Here is an 18,737-nt window from a genome sequence, read left to right as displayed (position 1 = left end):
CGAAAGGTGCAAGCCCACCGCAGGTGGCAATCACCTGGGGCGCGGGGAACTGCGCGACCAGCCACGATGGCGCCGCAGGCAGGCGATGCACCGCAAGGGGCGGTCAGCTCACGGGCGGGAGCCCGAGGACGCGGTCGCGGAGGACCGGGAAGTCGGAGCGGGTGGAGGTGACCAGGTCCGGGTCGAGGGTGGCGGTGAGGACCTCCTCGCCGGGGCCTGCCTCGGCGAGGACCGTGCCCCACGGGTCGACGACCATGCTGTGCCCCGCCTGGGGCACACCCGCGTGCGTACCGGCGGTGCCGCAGGCCAGCACATACGCCTGGTTCTCGATGGCCCTGGCCTGCACCAGGACCCGCCAGTGCGCGAGCCGCCGGGCCGGCCAGCCCGCCGGGACGACCAGGATCCCGGCGCCGGCGTCCAGCAGCCCGCGGAAGAGCTCGGGGAAGCGCAGGTCGTAACACGTCGCCAGCCCCAGAACGGCGTGCGGCAGCGCCGCTGTGACGATGTGTGAGCCGCCGGCCATCAGGACGGCCTCGCCCCGGTCGAAGCCGAAGCGGTGGATCTTGCGGTAGGTGGTGTGCAGGGCGCCGTCCGGCGCGAACAGCAGCGAGGTGTTGTAGAGCTGCCCGTCGGGCCACGGGTCGCGCTCGACCACCGAACCCGCGTGCAGCCACACCCCGGCGTCCCGCGCGGCGGCGCTCATCGCCTCGGCGGTGGGACCGTCGCCGGCCCGCTCCGCCTCCTTGGCGAAGTCGTCGGCGGCAAACGCACCGACCGGCCACAATTCGGGCAGCACGACGAGATCCGCACCCGCCTGGGCGCGGACGAGAGCGGCCGCACGGCGCCGCCGGTCGGCGGCCGTCTCGGCCGGGTCGACCTCGATCTGGAGAAGCGTTGCGCGCACCTGGACACCGCCCATACGTTGGGTCGTCAAGCCGGGCCTACCATCGTCACTCGAAAGCACTGCGTGGGCGCCCGCGCGCAGCGTAACTTAGGCGCCAACCACCACGACCGCGCACCGATCCGTCGAGGGGTCCCGTGACCGTCCACAGCAAGCTCCAGCCGTACATCGACGCCTGGACCCACTCCATAGAATCCATCAACGAACTGGTGTCCCCACTGGCCGAGGGGGAGTGGAACCGTCCCACGGAGTGCCCCTACTGGTCGGTCCGCGACATCGTCTCCCACATCATCGGCTTCGAGTGCGAACTGCTCGGCGATCCGCGCCCGATCCACACACTCCCCAGCGATCTGCGGCACATCACCAGCGAGACCGCCCGCTACACCGAGGTCCCGGTGGACATCCGGCGGCACCACACCGCCCCGGAGATGACCTCGGAGCTGGAGTACACGATCATCCGCAGGTCGCGGCAGCTGCGCAACGAGTCGCGCGAGCCGGACGCGGAGGTGCGCTCGATCGGCGGCGGCGAGATCGCGCTGGAGGAGCAGCTGTGGAGCCGGGTCTTCGACGTCTGGGTGCACGAGCAGGACCTGCGCCGGGCGCTCGGCAAGCCCGGCAACCTGGCGTCGGCCGCGGCCGTGCTGGCCCGCGACTACGTCCTGCGATCGCTGCCGAAGCTGGTCGCGCACGACGCGGGCGCCAAGCCCGGCTCCGCAGTGGTCTTCGACGTACACGGGCCGCTGGAGTTCATGCGGACGGTACGGGTCAACGCGGAGGGCCGCGGCACCATCGACTCCGCGGTCTCGCTCGGCCCCGCGGTGACCTTCGCCCTGGACTGGGAGACCTTCCTGCGGCTGCTCACCGGCCGGGTGCGGCCCGCCGCGGTGGCCGACCGGCTCAAGACCGAGGGTGACGCGGCACTGGCCGAGGCGATCCTGCAGCACATCGCGGTGACCCGCTGACGTTCTGACGTTCTGTCGAGCAGCGGACCCGGGGCGTCGCGGACGGCCCGGGTCCTGCCGTCAGGCCCCGCTGCCCGCAGCGGCGGACGAGCGGTGGACGCTCTCGACCCGGCTGGCCGCGATGCGCTCGCGCTCCAGGCGCTCGCTGTGCCGGCGCAGCCGCAGGATCTGCACGGTGCCGACCGCCTGCAGCACGAAGACGCTGCTCCAGGCCACCCGGTAGTTGTCGCCCGTGGCGTCCAGCAGCACCCCTACGGCCAGCAGGGTGAGCATCGAGGCGGTGAAGCCGCCGATGTTGACGATGCCGGAGGCGGTGCCGAAGCGCTCGGGCGGGTTGGCCGGGCGGGCGAAGTCGAAACCGATCATCGAGCCGGGGCCGCAGGCGCCGAGCACCACGCACAGCAGCACCAGCAGCCATGTCGGGTCCTGCCCGCCGGGCCAGCCGAGCACCACCGCCCACATCGCGGCGGTCGCCCCGATCACCCCGAGCGTCAGCGGCATCCTGGCGCCGCGGTGACGGGAGATCAGCTGGCCGAAGACCATGCCGAAGACCATGTTGGCCAGCACCACCAGGGTCAGCAGGCTGCCGGCGGTGCCGCGCCCGAGCCCCTGGTCCTCGACCAGGTAGGGCAGGCCCCACAGCAGCAGGAAGACCATGCCGGAGAACTGCGTGGTGAAGTGCGTCCACATGCCGAGCCGGGTACCCGGCTCCGCCCAGGACGCGGCGATCTGCCGCCGTACGAAGGCGAGCCCCGAGTGCTCGGCCGGCGCGGGCTCGTAGCCCTCGGGGTGGTCCTTGAGGAAGAGGGCGACCAGCAGCAGCACGAAGGCGCCGCCGACGGCCGTACCCAGGAAGGTCGGCGTCCAGCCCGCCGAGTGCAGCAGCCGGGACAGCGCGACCGTCGAGACGAGGTTGCCCGCCACCCCGAAGAGTGCAGCGCCCTGCGCGATCATCGGCCCGCGGCGGGCCGGGAACCAGCGCGAGCCGAGCCGCAGCACGCTCACGAAGGTCATCGCGTCGCCGCAGCCCAGCACCGCACGGGCGGCCAGCGCCATGCCGTAGGAGTGCGACAGCGCGAAGGCCAGCTGGCCGCTGGTGAAGAGCACCGCGCCCAGCATCAGCACCCGCTTGGTGCCCAGCCGGTCGACGAGCAGGCCGACGGGTATCTGCATGCCGGCGTAGACCAGCACCTGGAGGATCGAGAACGACGACAGGGCGGACGCGCCGATGTGGAAGCGGTCGGCGGCGTCGATGCCCGCCACGCCGAGGCTGGTGCGGTGTACCACCGCGACCAGGTAGACCATGGTGCCGACGCCCCAGACCAGGACGGCACGCTTGCCGCCCGGCGGGTCGCCCGGCAGGCTCCTGGCCGTCACGACTCGCCCCGGGCCAGGGTGTTGACCCGGGACAGGTGCCGGCGCACGGCCGCCTCCGCCTGGCGGGCGCCGCCCTGCCGCAGCGCGTCGAGGATCTCGCTGTGCTCGGCGATGTTCTTGGCGACCCGGCTGGGCTCGGCGTGCATCGTGGCCACGCCCATCCGCAACTGCCGGTCCCGCAGCTGGTCGTAGAGCTGGGCGAGGATACGGTTGCCCGCCGCGCGCACGATCTCCGCGTGGAAGCAGCGGTCGGCGACCGCGAAGGCCGCCAGGTCGCCGGTGGCGGCGTGGCCGCGCTGCTCGGCCAGCAGTTCCTCGAGGCGCGTGACCAGCGGCTCGGGCAGCGCGCCCACCAGCTTGGCCACCGCGTGCTGTTCGACCAGCAGCCGGGTCTCGACGACGTCGGCGATCTCCTGCGCGGAGACCGGCAGCACCAGGGCGCCCTTCTTCGGGTAGAGCTTGAGCAGCCCTTCCGCCTCCAGGCGCAGCAGCGCCTCGCGCACCGGGGTGCGCGACACCCCGACGGCCTCGGCGAGGTCGCCCTCGGTCAGCAGCGTCCCGCCTTCGTAGCTGCGGTCCAGCACCCCCGCCTTGACGTGCAGATAGACCCGCTCGGCGGCGGGCGGCGACTTGACGGCGACCGGGGTCGCCACGATTCCTGCATCCATGATGCGCACATCATAGATACAACAAGCGGGCGCCCGACAGGCCATCCGCCATGCGGACGGCAGCTGTCGGGGCCGGGTCCGTACTACCGGGCCGGGGCCTCCGTCAGGTCGTCGCGGAGGATGGCGTAGAGGCAGGCGTCACGCCACTTGCCGTCGCGGAAGACGACGCTGCGCATCATGCCCTCGCGCGTGAAGCCGGCCTTCTCCAGGGCGCGCTGCTCGGGGATGTTGTCCGCCTCCGTGTCCGCCTCGATCCGCACGACCGGGGTGTGGGCGAAGAGGTAGCGGACCAGCAGCTGCTGGGCACGGGTGCCGATGCCGCGGCCGCGGGCCTCGGGGAGCAGCAGGGCGCCGATGTTCCAGAAGTAGGAGTGGACGACGTCGATCTTGCGCCACGACACGAAGCCGAGCGTCTCGTCCCCCGCGTCCACCATGAGGATGCTGTTGTCCGGGCCGAGCAGGCCGTTCTCCTCGAAGGTGCGCACCGTCTTCCCGGGGTCGCTCCAGCCGAACCACTGGAAGGGCGCCCGGGTCTCGGGACTGGCCAGCATGCCGCCCAGCAGGGGCAGGTCGTCCTCGGTGACGGGGCGCAGGGACACCTGATCGAGATCGCTCATCCGTTCATCCTACGGACGGATGGTGCTCACGAGATCGGCGGTCGAGGCGACGGTGGACTGGATGGTGGGGGCCAGGCTGGAGCCGGCCAGGCAGAACCCCAGCAGACCGCACACGATGGCGTGGCTGACCTTGAGGTTCTTGTTGTGCATCAGGAGTGCCGCGATGACGACCAGCAGCAGGACGACGGAGACAGAGACGACCATGCGCCGATAGCAGCACAATTCCCCCGGGAAACGGGGTAAACACGCAGAAGCGGAGGCTCCCGGACGTATGTCCGCCGGAAACCCCCGCTCCTGCGTCGGATACCGGGCGTCAGGCCCAGGTGATCAGCCGCTTGGGCTGCTCCAGGACCGCGGCCACGTCCGCGAGCACCTTCGAGCCGAGTTCGCCGTCGACCAGGCGGTGGTCGAAGGAGAGCGCGAGCGTCGTGACGTGCCGCGGCTTGACCTTGCCCTTGTGGACCCACGGCTGGAGCTTGACCGCGCCGAAGGCGAGGATCGCCGACTCCCCGGGGTTCAGGATGGGCGTGCCGGTGTCGACGCCGAAGACGCCGACGTTGGTGATCGTCATCGTGCCGTTCTGCATGTCGGCGGGCGACGTCTTGCCCTCGCGGGCGGTCGCGACCAGCTCGCCGAGTGCCGCCGCCAACTCCGGCAGGGTCTTGTCCTGCGCGTCCTTGATGTTCGGCACGATCAGGCCGCGCGGGGTGGCCGCGGCGATCCCGAGGTTCACATAGGACTTGTGGACGATCTCCTGCGCCGCCTCGTCCCAGGCCGAGTTGACCTGCGGATTGCGGCGGATCGCGACCAGCAGGGCCTTGGCGACCAGCAGCAGCGGGCTGACCTTGAGCCCGGTGAAGGCGCGGTCCTCCTTCAGCTCCTGGACCAGCTTCATGGTCCTGGTGATGTCGAAGGTCACGAACTCCGTGACGTGCGGGGCGGTGAAGGCGCTGGCCACCATCGCCTGGGCGGTGGCCTTGCGCACGCCCTTGATGGGCGTACGGGTCTCCCGCCCGCCCGGCGCGAAGGCCGGTGCGGTGGCGGGCGCGGCCTGCGCGGGCGCCGCGGCCTGCGGCAGCGTCGCCGGGGGTGCGGCGGCGGCCCGGATGTCCTCCCGGGTCACGACGCCGTTCGGTCCGGTCGGCACCACCGTGGCCAGGTCGATGCCGAGGTCCTTGGCGAGCTTGCGCACCGGCGGCTTGGCCAGCGGGCGTTCCGCGGACACGGGGGCGGGGGGCGCGGGGGCGGCCGCCGCGGCCGTACCGTTCACCGGCGCCGCCTGCTTGCGCGGGCGGCGCGTGGTCGAGGACGGCGCGACCCCGTAACCCACCAGCACCGCCTCGCGCTTGACGGCCGGTGCGGCCGGGGGCTCCGCCGGCTGCGCGGCCTGCGGCTCCGCGGCGGGCGCCGCCTCGCCCGCGCCCTCGGCCGACGGCCCTGCGTCCACCACGATGATCGGGGTGCCGACGTCGACGGTCGTCCCCTCCTCGAAGCGGATCTCGCTGACCACCCCGTCGTAGGGAATGGGCAGTTCGACGGCCGCCTTGGCCGTCTCGACCTCGCAGATCACCTGGCCGTCGGTGACGGCGTCGCCCACCGCCACGTACCACTTGAGGATCTCGGCCTCGGTCAGGCCCTCGCCGACGTCCGGCATCCGGAATTCGCGGAAGCGCTGTGCCTGTACGGTCATGGTCGTCACAACTCTCCCTCAGAACGCCAGCGCGCGGTCGACGGCGTCGAGTACGCGATCCAGGCCCGGCAGGTACTCCTCCTCAAGGCGGGCCGGCGGGTAGGGGGCGTGGAAGCCGCCGACCCGCAGCACGGGCGCCTCAAGGTGGTAGAAGCAGCGCTCGGTGATCCGCGCGGCGATCTCGGCGCCGGCGCCGTAGAAGACCGGGGCCTCGTGCACGACGACCAGTCGGCCGGTCCGCTTCACCGACGCCTCGACCGTGTCGAAGTCGATCGGCGAGAGCGAGCGCAGGTCCACGACCTCCAGGCTACGGCCCTCGTTCGCCGCCGCTGCCGCCGCCTCCAGGCACACCTTCACCATCGGCCCGTACGCCGCCAGCGTCAGGTCCGTGCCCTGCTGGGCGACGACCGCCCGGTGCAGGTCGCCGGGCAGCGCGGAGACGTCGACCTCGCCCTTGTCCCAGTAGCGCCGCTTGGGCTCGAAGAAGATCACCGGGTCGTCGCACTCGATCGCCTGCTGCAGCATCCAGTACGCGTCGGAGGCGTTGGACGGCGAGACCACCTTCAGGCCCGGCACGTGCGCGAACAGCGCCTCGGGCGACTCGCTGTGGTGCTCCACCGCGCCGATGCCGCCGCCGTAGGGGATGCGGATGACGACCGGCAGCTTGATCTTGCCGAGCGCACGGGCGTGCATCTTGGCCAGCTGCGTGACGATCTGGTCGTAGGCGGGGAAGACGAAGCCGTCGAACTGGATCTCCACCACCGGCCGGTAGCCGCGCAGCGCCAGGCCGATCGCGGTGCCGACGATGCCCGACTCGGCGAGCGGGGTGTCGATGACCCGCCCCTCGCCGAAGTCCTTGTGCAGGCCGTCGGTGATGCGGAAGACACCGCCGAGCCTGCCGACGTCCTCACCCATGATGAGGACCTTGGGGTCGTTCTCCAGCGCCTTGCGCAGGGACTCGTTGAGGGCCTTGGCCACTGCCATCGTCTGCGTCATGATCAGTGCCCCGTTCCCGCGGTCGCGACGTCCCCGGACTCGAAGGACGACATGTACTCGACGAACTGCGCGCGCTCCTCGTCGACCAGGGAGCTGCCGTCCGCGTAGACGTTCTCGAAGATCGCCATGGTGCCGGGGTTCGGCATGTTCCTGACCCCTTCGCGCACCCGCTTGGCCAGCGCGTCGCTCTCCGCCTCGACCTCGGCGTAGAAGGCCTCGCCGGCGATGCCCTCGCGCTCCAGGTAGGTCCGCAGCCGCGCGATGGGGTCCTTGGACGCCCACTCCTCGCGCTCCTCGTCGCTGCGGTAGCGGGTCGGGTCGTCGGTCGTGGTGTGCGCGCCCATCCGGTAGGTGAACGCCTCGACCAGCATCGGCCCCTGCCCGCTGCGGGCGTGCTCCAGGGCGGCCCTGGTGACCGCGAGCACCGCGAGCACGTCGTTGCCGTCGACCCGCACGCCGGGGAAGCCGAAGCCGGCGGCGCGCTGGTAGATCGGCACCCGGGACTGCTTCTCGGTCGGCTCGGAGATCGCCCACTGGTTGTTCTGGCAGAAGAAGACCACCGGCGCGTTGTAGACCGCGGCGAAGGTGAAGGCCTCGGCGACATCGCCCTGGCTGGAGGCCCCGTCGCCGAAGTAGGCGATGACGGCGGCGTCGGCGCCGTCCTTGGCCACCCCCATGGCGTAACCCGTGGCGTGCAGCGTCTGCGAGCCGATCACGATGGTGTAGAGCTGGAAGTTGTTCTCGTTGGGGTCCCAGCCGCCGTGGTTGACCCCGCGGAACATCCCCAGCAGGTTGAGCGGGTCCACGTCCCGCGTCCAGGCCACGCCGTGCTCGCGGTACGTCGGGAAGACGTAGTCGTCCGGGCGGGTCGCCCGGCCCGAGCCGATCTGCGCGGCCTCCTGGCCCAGCAGCGAGGCCCACAGGCCCAGCTCGCCCTGGCGCTGCAAGGTGATCGCCTCGGCGTCGAAACGGCGGGTCAGCACCATGTCGCGGTACAGGCCGCGCAACTCTTCCGGCGTCACGTCGATCGCGTAGTCCGGGTGCTCGACCCGCTCGCCCTGCGGGGTCAGCAGCTGTACGAGTCCGGGCTCGCCGGCACGGCGCTTCGCAGCGGTGCCGCGGGTCGTCGTCCGCCCCCTGCCTTTGGCGGGGGAATCCCCAGCGGCAGTGCTCTTCACGCTCACGTTCGCTCCTCCGTCTGTCCGGCCCCCGGGATCTGCCGGGGAGCAGGATGGGGCCTCCCCCACGGTTTCGGGGGGCGGCGCACCTGGTCCGGCGGGACGCACGGGGTGTGTGCGGCATGGCCGAGCCAGGCGTGACAGTGTCCCGGCGAAGGCCTGCAATACAGACGTTACCCAGAAGTCCCGCATTCGCGCGAAGCCGTCCGACCTGCGGTTTTGCTTGGATTTCCTAGTAAATTGAGGGCACGGCGCCGTTGTCGCAGGCCACCGGGACAACGGCACCGTATCTCGGATGCCGGACATACGTAAGGGGCCGCCCGGGGGGGGCGCGGGGGTGACGGGAGCGGCGGCGGCATGCAGCGCCGCGGTGCGGGAGGCGGACCCGGGCCGGGAGTGCGAGGCTGGGCAGGTGAGCGAAAACGGACACATACGGGTATTCCTCCTGGACGACCACGAAGTGGTCCGCCGAGGCGTCAACAACCTGCTGTCGGTCGACCCGTCGATCGAGATCGTCGGCGAGGCCGCCAGCGCCGGCGAGGCGATGGGCCGGGTCCCCGACGCCCATCCCGACGTCGCCGTCCTGGACGTGCGGCTGCCGGACGGCAGCGGCGTCGAGGCATGCCGGGAGATCCGCTCCCAGGACGACTCGGTGAAGTGCCTGATGCTCACGTCCTTCGCCGACGACGAGGCCCTCTTCGACGCGGTCATGGCCGGCGCCGCCGGCTACGTCCCCAAGGTCATCAAGGGCGACGACCTGATCAGCGCGGTACGCGAGGTCGCCGCCGGCCACTCGCTGCTCGACCCGGCCGCCACCGCGGGCGTCATCGAACGCCTGCGGGAAGGCGGCGCCCGCAGCGAGCACGAGGAGCGGCTCGCCGACTTCACCGACCAGGAGCGGCGGCTGCTCGACCTGATCGGCGAAGGCCTCACCAACCGGCAGATCGGCGAGCGCACCGGGCTGGCGGAGAAGACCGTCAGGAAGTACGTGTCCGGGATGCTCGCCAAGCTCGGCATGGAGCGGCGCACGCAGGCGGAGGCGTACGCGGCACGGCTGACCAGGCCGATGCCATAGCCCTGCGGGGCCGTTCACGGGTGCGCTGAGAAGGCTGTGCGCGGGTGCGCCTAGCAGGTCGGGGTGGGGTGGCGCCACCCCGCCCGGACGGCCGCTCTTGGTGATCTACGCTGTGGCACGTGACGGGCACGGCGACGGAGCCGCACGAGCGGGCTTCGCTGACCGCCCTGCTGCACCGGTACGAGGACGCGGGCGAGCCGCTGACCTGGGAGGCCGTCCCCCGGGGGCTGCTCAACCGGGGATGGCGGGTGACCACTACCAAGGGCCGCTACTTCCTCAAGCAGTACGTCGCCCCCGACACCGCGGAACCCGCCCTCATCGCGCGCCAGCACCGCGCCACCCGGGGCCTGGCCCGGCTCGGCCTGCCCGCCGCCGCCCCGCTCCCCGACACCGACGGCCGTACGGTCACCCTGCTCGGCGGCCACGGCTACGCGCTCTTCCCGTGGATCGACGGCACCCACCGCGAGGGCACCGAACTGACCGCCGGGCAGTCCCGCCGGCTCGGCACCCTGCTCGGCCGGGTGCACACCGGGCTCGCCCGCGTCCAGCCGCCGCCCGCCGCAGGCCCGCGGCCCAGCGCCGACCCCGACGCCACACACGCCGACATCGCCCGGCTGCTCGCCCTGGTCCGCGCCCACCGCCCGCACGACGACTTCGACGGGCTCGCGGAACACCGGCTGCTCGAACGCGGCGACCTGCTGCGCCGGCACGCCCACCGCAGGCCGCCCGACCCGGCGCCGAACGCCCGGGTCCAGGGCTGGGTGCACGGCGACTTCCACCCGCTCAACCTGCTCTACCGCGGCGACGAACCCGCCGCGATCGTCGACTGGGACCGGCTCGGCGTCCAGCCGCGCGCCGAGGAGGCGGTACGCGCCGCCGCCATCTTCTTCGTCCACCCCGCCGACGGACGCCTCGACCTGCGCAAGGTACGGGCCTACGCGCGGGCGTACCGGCTCGCCTCGGGGGCGGGGGAGCCGGAGGTGGCCGCCGCCGTCCACCGGGTGTGGTGGGAGCGGCTCAACGACTTCTGGATGCTGCACTGGCGCTACGAGCGGCACGACCGCCGCTCCGACCCGCTCTTCCCCGCCGCCTCGGCACTGGCCGTGTGGTGGACGGGGGAGTACGAGGCGGTGCTCGACGCTTTCGCGGGGTAGGGCGCGCGGGCTCAGTTGCCGTTGTCGGTGGGGGTGTCCGTCGGGGTGGGCGGCTCACTCGTCGGCGGCTTGCTGGTCGGCGGCTGGCTCGTGGGCGGCTGGCTCGTCGGTGGCTTGCTGGTCGGCGGCTTGCTCGTCGGCGGGGTGGTCGGCGGTGTCGTCGTCGGCTTGTTCGTCGGGGTCGGCGGCGTCGTCGTCGGGCCGGAACTCGGCTCGCCGGTGTCGGTCGGCTCGCCGGTCGGTTCGTCCGACGGCTGGGAGTCGGTCGGCGGGTTGTCCGTCTGCTCCACCGAGGCGGGCGGCCTGGTGTCGGCGGGGGTGTGGCCGCCGCCGTTGCCGTTGGACTTGGTCGCCAGGTAGACGCCGAGCACCACGGCCAGCACCGCGGCGACCGCGAAGAGCACCGGCTTGAGCCAGCGGTTGCCGCCCTGGCCGCCGCCGGCGCCGTGCCCGCCGCCGTAGCCGTCGTCGTAACCGCTGCCCTTGCTGTCCGTGCCGCCGACCACGCCGGGGACCAGCGGCAGGCCCAGCTCGGCGGTGCTGCCGCTGCGGCCGTCGGGGTGGTGCGTGCCGCCGCCCGGGCCGGAGCGCTGCGGGAGGACCGCGGTGACCGCGCCGGTGTTCCACATGCCGCCGGTCCAGCCGCCCTGCTGGGTCAGCGCCTGGTGGGCGTAGCCGACGACGCCGCGCATCTCCTCGGCGCTCTGGAAGCGGTCCTCCGGCTGCTTGGCCAGCGCGCGCAGCACCAGGCCGTCGAGCTCGGGCGGCACCCGGTCGCTGACCTGCGAGGGGAGCCGCGGCTCGTCCTGGACGTGCTGGTAGACCACGGACAGCGGGGTCTCGCCGACGAAGGGCGGGCGCAGCGCCAGCAGCTCGTACAGGAGGCAGCCGGTGGCGTAGAGGTCGCTGCGGTGGTCGACGGACTTGCCGAGCGCCTGCTCGGGCGAGAGGTACTGCGGGGTGCCCATGACCATGCCGGTCTGCGTCATGGTGCTCGCGGCGCCGTGCAGGGCGCGGGCGATGCCGAAGTCCATGACCTTGACCGCACCGCCCGTGGTGATGATCACATTGGCCGGTTTGATGTCCCGGTGCACGATGCCGTGCTGGTGACTGTAGGCCAGCGCGTCCAGCACACCCGAGACGATCAGCAGCGCCTGGTCGACCGGCGGCGGGGTCGGGCCGGTCAGCAGGTCCTTGATCGTGTGGCCCTCGACCAGCTCCATCACGATGTAGGGGACGGTGCCGGTGGCGGTGCTGTCCTCGCCCGAGTCGTAGACCGCGACGACCGCGTGGTGGTTCAGGCCGGCGACGGCCTGCGCCTCGCGCGTGAAGCGGGCCTTGGAGACCGGGTCCTCGGCGAGGTCGCCGCGCAGCAGCTTGACCGCGACGATCCGCCCGAGCCGTACGTCCTCCGCCGCGAAGACCTCGGCCATGCCGCCGCGGCCGAGCCGCCCGGTCAGCCGGTAGCGGCCCTCGCCGACGAAGGAGCCCACGCCCCACTGGCCCGAGGACTCCCCTGACGTCTCACGTGAGGTCCGGCGTGCCGCCTCAGGTGACGCCGCACGCGCGCCGGTGGACACATCGCTGCTGCCGGCCGTCTCATTCGGGTCGACCATCAGTCCTCGCCGTCGTTCGCCATCGCTTCGTGCTTCGTCTGGTGCGCCACCGTACCGCTTTCGGCCGCCGCCCACGGAGCACGTCCACGTCCCTGGTCTGCCACGCTCGCCGCTTACCCGCGTTTGACGGGCCGATCCGGATACTTGCGAAAGTTCCGCGTTCTGTGCGCGCCCGATGCGCATCAGGTGACGAGATGGTCAACGAACTTGACGTGCTCGCGCGATCGGCCAGACTTGGCGGGCAAGCTCGGGGACGAGTGTCTTCCCGTTGGACCTTCATGGGGGTAGCGGTACTGATGAGCGGGGACGCCACGCAGGGCGGCGGGTACACGGGACGCTCGGTCGGCGGTGGGCGGTACGTGCTGCGCGACCTGCTCGGCCAAGGCGGCATGGCGTCGGTGCACCTGGCACATGACACCGTGCTGGACAGGCCGGTTGCCGTCAAGACCCTCCACACCAATCTCGGCCACGAGCAGTCCTTCCGCGAGCGCTTCCGCCGCGAGGCCCAGTCCGTCGCCAAGCTCAACCACACCAACATCGTCTCGGTCTTCGACTCGGGCGAGGACACCATCGACGGGCAGGTCGTCCCCTACATCGTCATGGAGTACGTCGAGGGCCAGCCGCTCGGCGACGTCCTCGCCGCCGACATAGCCCAGCACGGCGCCATGCCCGCCGACAAAGCGCTGAAAATCGTCGGCGACGTGCTCGCCGCCCTCGCCGTCAGCCACGAAATGGGCCTGGTCCACCGGGACATCAAGCCCGGCAACGTCATGGTCACCCGGCGCGGCATCGTCAAGGTCATGGACTTCGGCATCGCGCGCGCCATGCAGTCCGGGGTCACCTCGATGACCCAGACCGGCATGGTCGTCGGCACCCCGCAGTACCTGTCGCCGGAACAGGCCCTGGGCCGCGGCGTCGACGAGCGCTCCGACCTGTACTCGGTCGGCTGCATGCTCTTCGAACTGCTCACCGGGCGGCTGCCCTTCGACGCCGACTCGCCGCTGGCGATGGCGTACCAGCACGTGCAGGAGACGCCCCCGGCGCCCAGCTCCTTCAACCGCGCCCTCACCCCGGCCGTCGACGCCCTGGTCGCCCGCGCCCTGCGCAAGAACCCGGCCGAGCGCTTCCCGACCGCCGACTCCATGCACGACGAGACCGACCGGGTGCTCGCGGCCACCACGCGCAACACGATGCCGCTGATCTCCGGCGACCCGTCCGCGGGCAACCGCGGCGAAGGCGTCGCCGCCGCCGTCTTCCCCTCCACGCAGGGTCCCGTCCACACCCCGCCGCCGCAGCTGCACACCCCGTACGCGCCGACACCGCAGCCGCAGGGCTTTGGCCCGTCCACCCCGCCGCCGTCCGCCTACGGCTACCCGCAGCAGGGCGCCGCCCCGCAGACCCCGCCGCCGAGCGCCGCCTACGGCATGGGCGCCCCGCCCTCGCACCAGTCCGTGCCGCAGCAGCACATGGGCGGCCGGCCGCCCGGCACGGGCATGGGCGCGGGTCCCGGTGGCGGCGGGCGCAAGCGCAACACCCCGCTGATCGTGGGCGCGGCGGTCGCCGCCGTCGCCGTGATCGTCGTCGTCTCGATCCTCATCGCGATGTCCGGGGGCGGGGGCGGCGACCCGTCCGCCGACTCGACGACCACCCCGCCGGTGACCGCGACCGGAACGGGCTCCTCGACGCCCAGCCCGACCGACGCCGTCGTCCAGGGCGACCAGAGCCGCACCATCGAGTCGACCGAGTGCACCAAGGCGCACAACGACCTGATCAACCCGGGCAAGCCCAACATCATGACGATGCCCGACTTCACCTCGATCTACGTGGACTCCGCCGTGGCCTGCATGAAGGCCGCCAACTGGCCCTACGAGATCAAGCCCATGGACGAGCAGCAGTGGGGCAAGGGCACCATCACCGCCCAGACGCCGAAGTCCCTGGAGGACTTCGACATCCACTCCGGCCAGAAGATCACCATCTGGGTGTCCACGGGCAAGGGCGCCAGCTGATCTCGCTGGTGGTACGGGCGGGAGGCAGGGGCTAGACGTACGGGCTAGAGGTACGGGCCGCCCGAGCGGGAACCCGGGTGCCCGGCCTCCTGCTCCTCGTCATGGCCGAGCGCGCCGGGCGGCAGCGCCCGGCGCATCTGCTCGAGCTGCGCCCTGGCCGCCATCTGCTGGGCGAACAGCGCGGTCTGGATACCGTGGAAGAGCCCTTCCAGCCATCCCACCAGCTGCGCCTGCGCGATCCGCAGCTCCGCCTCGCTCGGCACACTGTCGTCGGTGAAGGGCAGCGACAGCCGCTCCAGCTCCTCGACCAGCTCCGGCGCGAGACCCGCCTCCAGCTCCTTCACCGAGCTGGCGTGGATCTCCTTGAGCCGCACCCGGCTGGCCTCGTCCAGAGGTGCCGCCCGCACCTCCTCCAGGAGCTGCTTGATCATGCTGCCGATCCGCATCACCTTCGCCGGCTGCTCGACCATCTCCGTCACCGGGATCTCACGACCCTCCTCGCCGTCGCCCCCCAGCGCACCCCCCAGGGACATCCCGTCCGGTCCGACGACCAGGACCTGCTGATTCTGTGAGCTATCCGGCGACCGTTCGTTCATCGGCATCTCCATATGGCCATTGTCCCGCACCCCCGTCCCCGCCGGGTCCGTGCCCCCTCATCCCTCGGCCCGCCTGCCCAGCTCCGGACGGGACCTGGTGACCGCCGCCGCCAGCAGACCCGCACCCAACGGCACCGCCACGACCAGCAGCGCCAGCGTCCCCCACGGCACCACCACCGGTACATGCGGCACCATGACGTCGCCCCACCCGCTCCTGAGCGCCCGGTGGTACTCGTCCAGCCGCCGGTGCAGGTCGGCCCGCCGCAGCGCCACGGCCGGCAGCACCCCCGCCACGGAGCCCAGCACCACCCCCATCGCCGCGACCGCCGCGCACTGGAAGCCGGACAGCGTCCGCCGCACCTGCCCCGCCGCGCCTATCGCCGCGAGCGTCCTCAGGTCCGGCTCGGCGTCGGTCTGCGCCAGTCCCGTGGAGATCCCGGCGGCACCGATCGTGATCACGCCTGCGAAGAGCGTGAGCGCCAGCAGGATCAGATTGCCGTCGCTGATGTAGCCGCGCTCCAGATACACCGTCGTCTCGGTGCCGATCTTGGCCACGTCGGAGTTCAGCGCCTGCCGCTGCTTCCCGGTCGGCATCTGCGTCGTCGTGTAGTACGAGCCCAGCGGTGTGGTCCGCAGGCCCAGCGAAGCCGCCGCCTTCTGCGGTACGACGGCCGTCACCCCGTAGGGGACCCTCGCCGCTGCCAGGTGCACGGGCACCGCCTTGACCGGCCCGGTCGGATCGGATCCGTCCTGCGGCTCCTTCGTCACATCGGCTATCACCATCAATTTCAGGCTGCCGTGGTCCTCGTAACCCCGGTCGAAGAGCACCGTCTCGCCGCGGGCCAGCGCCTGCTCGGCTGCGCCGTCGCGGACCCCCAGCACATGCAGCACCGCGGGGCCGCCCACCACCACACCGTTGTCGAGCGGCAGTGCCGACAGGCTGGCCGGTCCCCTGCAGCGCCAGTCGTACGCCATCGCCTCCCGCTGCTCCGGGGTCATCCCCGTGACGCCCGGATCGCTGTCGCTGGGGCACTTGTTCCGCTGCGGCATCACCAGGTCCACCCGCCCGCAGCCGGGCTCGGCCACCTGCCTGGTGCAGGAATCCGGCCCCACGTACAGCCGGGAGACGTCCACCCGGCCGCTGACCGGGTAGTTCTTCTCCACCGCTGCCCGCACCTGCCCCAGGTCCCCGGCCGTCTCGCCCACCGCCCCGACCGCGACCTCCCCGCGCGGCAACTGCGCGATGTACGCCTGGCGTTCCTCCTGCGCCGAGCTGGCCGAGTAGGTCGCCACCGCCACGGACCCGGCCACCGCGGCGAGCACCGCCGCCACCGCAGGAGCCGTACGCCCCCGGTTGCGCACCGCGTCCCGCAGCGCCAGCCGCGGTGCCAGCGGCAGCCACCGGCCGAGCCTGCCGAAGGCCCCGATGATCGCCGAGGTCATCATCACAAGACCGGACTCCGCCAGCGCCGCCCCGCCCGCCGCCGTGTAGCTGGTGTCGCTGTGCATCGTCGCGTAGAAGACCACCCCGACGCCGAGGGCCAGCAGGTAGAACCCCACGATCGGCAGCACACGGTTCGCCCGGCGCATTCCGCGCCGCCCGGTCAGCGAGGCCAGCACGCTCTGCCGCGATGCGGTGACCGCCGGCACTATGGCCGCCAGCACCCCGGTCAGCACCGCGAGCGCGCCGGCCCCCGCCAGCTCCAGCGGCCGCAGCGTCAACCCGCCGAACCGCTGGCCGACATAGCCCTCCAGCGTCCCGCGCAGCAGCACCGTGACCACCACCCCGAGCAGCGTGCCCACCATGGCCGCGGCCGCCCCGATCACCAGGCCGCTGGAGAGCACGATCGCCCTGATGTGCCTGCGGTCGCCGCCGTTGGCGCCCACCAGGCCCAGCTGTCGCCGCGAGCGGCGTGCTCCGACGGCGAAGGCCGGACCTGCCAGCAGGCAGATCTCCAGCATGCTCAAGCCCCCTATCGTCACCCCGGCGGCGATGGCCTGCGCTTTGCCTCCGCTGTCGTAGAGCACCGACGACCGGCCGAAGGCCGTCGTGTAGATCGGCACGTCCGACCTGGCCGGCAGGTGCAGCCGCACCTCCCGCGAATCGACGTAGACGCCACGGGTGTTGGCCTGCTTGACCATGTCCCAGGTGAAGTCGCCCCGCACCGCGACCAGATAGGTCGGGGTGGCGGGCTGCATCAGCTTGTCCACCTGGCTGCGCGTCGCGTCGTAGGGCGCGAGGAAGGCCCCCGGCAGCGCGTTGAGCTGCTCCGCGTCCAGCTGGCTGGGCAGGTCGTAGGCGCCGACGACCGTGTAGGTGCGGTCGAACCCGCGGACCAGCACCTGTGAACCCACGTGCAGCCCGCTGTTCTTGAGGAAGCCGGTCGTCGCGGCCATCTCGTCCTGCGCGGTCGGGAAGCGGCCCCTGACCAGCTCGGTGATCCCCGCTGCCAGCGGGTCCGCGGCCTTCAGCTCCCGCACCTCGACGTCCAGCAGCCCGAACTTCGTCCTGACCGGTGCATAGCCGGAGGTGTCGCTGAGCACCCGGGCGCCGGGCGGCGCCGCTACCAGCGGATCGACCGGCGCCGGCACCCCGTCCGAGGTGACGACGGAACCGTCCTCCTGCGTGACGCCGGCCTCGCCCGCCGACCTCCCCTGCGGATCGTCGTCCACCGCCACGACACCGCCGTCCACCGGCGCCTGGTACACCGGCTGCGGACCCTGGCCCGCGTCCCTGAGCCGGGCGTCCGCCGCGCCGAGGTCGCGGGTGGCCTTCTGCGCCGTCGTCAGCTGCGAGCTGCGGATGGTCACGTCGGCCGCGGTCACACCCATGATCGGCAGTGCGATCATCGCCAGCACCAGCAGGCTGCGCCCCTTGTACCGCACGGCGTCCCTGCGGGCGATCCTGATCGCCGCCCGCCAGGCGTGCAGCCGCCCCACGCCCGGCACCGAGGGTGCCGCCCGCCCGCTCACTGGGCCGCTCCGCCCGCGAGCAGCGACTCCGCGGAGGAGCGCAGGGTCATGTCCACGACTGAGCCGTCCCGCAGGAAGACCACCCGGTCCGCCCAGGCGGCGAACCGCGGCTCGTGGGTGACCAGGACCCCCGCCGCCCCCGCGTCGCAGCGGGACCGCAGCAGCGCGAGCACCGCGTCACCGGTCTCGGAGTCCAGCGCACCGGTCGGCTCGTCGGCGAGCACCAGGCGGCGGTCCCCCACCAGCGCCCGGGCGATGGCCACCCGCTGCTGCTGACCGCCCGACATCTCGTCGGGGAAGCGGTCCGCGAGCTGCGCCAGCCCGAACTCCTCCAGCGCGGCGACGGCTTCCCTGCGCGCCCTGCGGCTGCGGACGCCGTCCAGCTCGCGGGGGAGTGCGACGTTCTCCGCCGCCGTGAGCGCCGGGATCAGGTTGTAGTCCTGGAAGACATAGCCGATGCTCCGCCGCCGCAGGGCCGCTATGGCCTTGCGGCCCGCGGTGGTCAGATCGGTGCCCTCCACCACGACCCGGCCGGACGTCGGCAGGTCGAGGCCGCCGGCGATGGTCAGCAGGGTGGACTTCCCCGACCCCGAAGGCCCCATCACCGCGACCAGCTCCCCCGCGTGCACGTCCAGGTCGATACCGCGCAGCGCGTGCACCTCGGCCGCACCGGTCCCGTGCACCCGGGTCAGCTCTTCGAGGCTGAGGACGGGTTCACCGGTGCGGTCGGGCTCCGCCGCGCCCGCAGGCCGCTTCGGCTCGGACCGCTGGGACCGCTGGGGCCGTTCTGACGGCTCTTCCTGTGGTGTGGGCTGACTGGACATCAGGACTGCTTCCCCCTGTTTCAGGCCCGGGCCGGCCGGTCCGGACTGTTCGCGCTGCGTGTGCCGTCGGTGCTGTCTTGTGCCGTCGGTGCTGTCTTGTGCTG

16 protein-coding genes are annotated in these 18,737 nt (G+C 72.3%); 4 read left to right on the top strand and 12 right to left on the bottom strand.

All coding sequences use genetic code 11. The annotated features are described in order from the left end of the window. Positions 1–103: 103 nt before the first annotated feature. Entirely contained in the window at positions 104–904 is an 801-nt protein-coding gene (locus JT723_RS16350) for a carbon-nitrogen family hydrolase (RefSeq protein ID WP_205045407.1), read from the bottom strand. Between the two features lie 134 nt (positions 905–1,038). Between JT723_RS16350 and JT723_RS16345 the strand changes: the two genes are divergently transcribed. Beyond that, positions 1,039–1,863, top strand: a complete 825-nt coding sequence (locus JT723_RS16345) for a maleylpyruvate isomerase family mycothiol-dependent enzyme (protein ID WP_205045344.1) — start codon at positions 1,039–1,041, stop codon at positions 1,861–1,863. A 60-nt stretch (positions 1,864–1,923) separates the two neighbouring features. Here JT723_RS16345 and JT723_RS16340 read toward each other — a convergent pair whose 3' ends face one another. The 7 genes from JT723_RS16340 to pdhA all read right to left on the bottom strand — a co-directional run bounded on the left by JT723_RS16340 (position 1,924) and on the right by pdhA (position 8,395). Then, complete coding sequence (locus tag JT723_RS16340) at positions 1,924–3,240, bottom strand: MFS transporter (RefSeq protein ID WP_205045343.1); 1,317 nt, start codon at positions 3,238–3,240, stop codon at positions 1,924–1,926. After that, positions 3,237–3,908, bottom strand: a complete 672-nt coding sequence (locus JT723_RS16335; RefSeq protein ID WP_205045342.1) for a GntR family transcriptional regulator — start codon at positions 3,906–3,908, stop codon at positions 3,237–3,239. The genes JT723_RS16340 and JT723_RS16335 overlap by 4 nt, the downstream gene beginning before the upstream one ends. 83 nt (positions 3,909–3,991) lie before the next feature. Beyond that, a complete protein-coding gene (locus tag JT723_RS16330) occupies positions 3,992–4,525 on the bottom strand; it encodes a GNAT family N-acetyltransferase (RefSeq protein WP_205045341.1) in 534 nt (177 codons plus the stop codon). A 9-nt stretch (positions 4,526–4,534) separates the two neighbouring features. Then, entirely contained in the window at positions 4,535–4,729 is a 195-nt protein-coding gene (locus tag JT723_RS16325; RefSeq protein ID WP_033175480.1) for a hypothetical protein, read from the bottom strand. A 109-nt stretch (positions 4,730–4,838) separates the two neighbouring features. Beyond that, positions 4,839–6,215, bottom strand: coding sequence for a dihydrolipoamide acetyltransferase family protein (locus JT723_RS16320; protein WP_205045340.1), 1,377 nt, complete (start codon positions 6,213–6,215; stop codon positions 4,839–4,841). A gap of 18 nt (positions 6,216–6,233) precedes the next feature. After that, positions 6,234–7,211 (bottom strand): alpha-ketoacid dehydrogenase subunit beta, encoded by a 978-nt coding sequence (locus JT723_RS16315; protein WP_205045339.1) that lies wholly within the window; start codon positions 7,209–7,211, stop codon positions 6,234–6,236. Positions 7,212–7,213: 2 nt separating this feature from the next. Continuing rightward, the gene (gene pdhA / locus JT723_RS16310) at positions 7,214–8,395 is read right to left on the bottom strand and encodes a pyruvate dehydrogenase (acetyl-transferring) E1 component subunit alpha (protein ID WP_205045338.1); all 1,182 of its coding nucleotides are present in this window, start codon (positions 8,393–8,395) and stop codon (positions 7,214–7,216) included. A 406-nt stretch (positions 8,396–8,801) separates the two neighbouring features. Between pdhA and JT723_RS16305 the strand changes: the two genes are divergently transcribed. Both JT723_RS16305 and JT723_RS16300 read left to right on the top strand, forming a co-directional pair. Beyond that, a complete protein-coding gene (locus JT723_RS16305; protein WP_251513314.1) occupies positions 8,802–9,464 on the top strand; it encodes a response regulator in 663 nt (220 codons plus the stop codon). 119 nt (positions 9,465–9,583) lie between these two features. Beyond that, on the top strand, positions 9,584–10,618 hold the full coding sequence (locus JT723_RS16300; RefSeq protein WP_205045336.1) for a phosphotransferase: 1,035 nt from the start codon (positions 9,584–9,586) through the stop codon (positions 10,616–10,618). A gap of 11 nt (positions 10,619–10,629) precedes the next feature. Here the strand turns inward: JT723_RS16300 and JT723_RS16295 are convergent, their stop codons facing one another. Beyond that, complete coding sequence (locus JT723_RS16295) at positions 10,630–12,234, bottom strand: protein kinase domain-containing protein (protein WP_205045335.1); 1,605 nt, start codon at positions 12,232–12,234, stop codon at positions 10,630–10,632. A 296-nt stretch (positions 12,235–12,530) separates the two neighbouring features. On the opposite strand from JT723_RS16295, the gene JT723_RS16290 reads away from it, so the two are divergent. Then, entirely contained in the window at positions 12,531–14,240 is a 1,710-nt protein-coding gene (locus tag JT723_RS16290) for a protein kinase domain-containing protein (protein WP_205045334.1), read from the top strand. A gap of 44 nt (positions 14,241–14,284) precedes the next feature. Here the strand turns inward: JT723_RS16290 and JT723_RS16285 are convergent, their stop codons facing one another. From JT723_RS16285 to JT723_RS16275, 3 genes are read right to left on the bottom strand one after another with little or no spacing between them, the layout of a single operon-like run. Next, on the bottom strand, positions 14,285–14,848 hold the full coding sequence (locus JT723_RS16285) for a bacterial proteasome activator family protein (protein WP_205045333.1): 564 nt from the start codon (positions 14,846–14,848) through the stop codon (positions 14,285–14,287). Between the two features lie 45 nt (positions 14,849–14,893). Beyond that, positions 14,894–17,809 (bottom strand): FtsX-like permease family protein, encoded by a 2,916-nt coding sequence (locus JT723_RS16280; RefSeq protein ID WP_307794005.1) that lies wholly within the window; start codon positions 17,807–17,809, stop codon positions 14,894–14,896. Then, the gene (locus JT723_RS16275) at positions 17,806–18,633 is read right to left on the bottom strand and encodes an ABC transporter ATP-binding protein (RefSeq protein WP_205045332.1); all 828 of its coding nucleotides are present in this window, start codon (positions 18,631–18,633) and stop codon (positions 17,806–17,808) included. The genes JT723_RS16280 and JT723_RS16275 overlap by 4 nt, the downstream gene beginning before the upstream one ends. Positions 18,634–18,737: the final 104 nt, after the last annotated feature.

The sequence above is a fragment of the Actinacidiphila bryophytorum genome (assembly GCF_016916835.1).
Taxonomy (GTDB): domain Bacteria; phylum Actinomycetota; class Actinomycetes; order Streptomycetales; family Streptomycetaceae; genus Actinacidiphila; species Actinacidiphila bryophytorum.
Note: the sequence above shows the minus strand (reverse complement) of the source record. Positions and strands in the feature narration are given on the sequence as shown.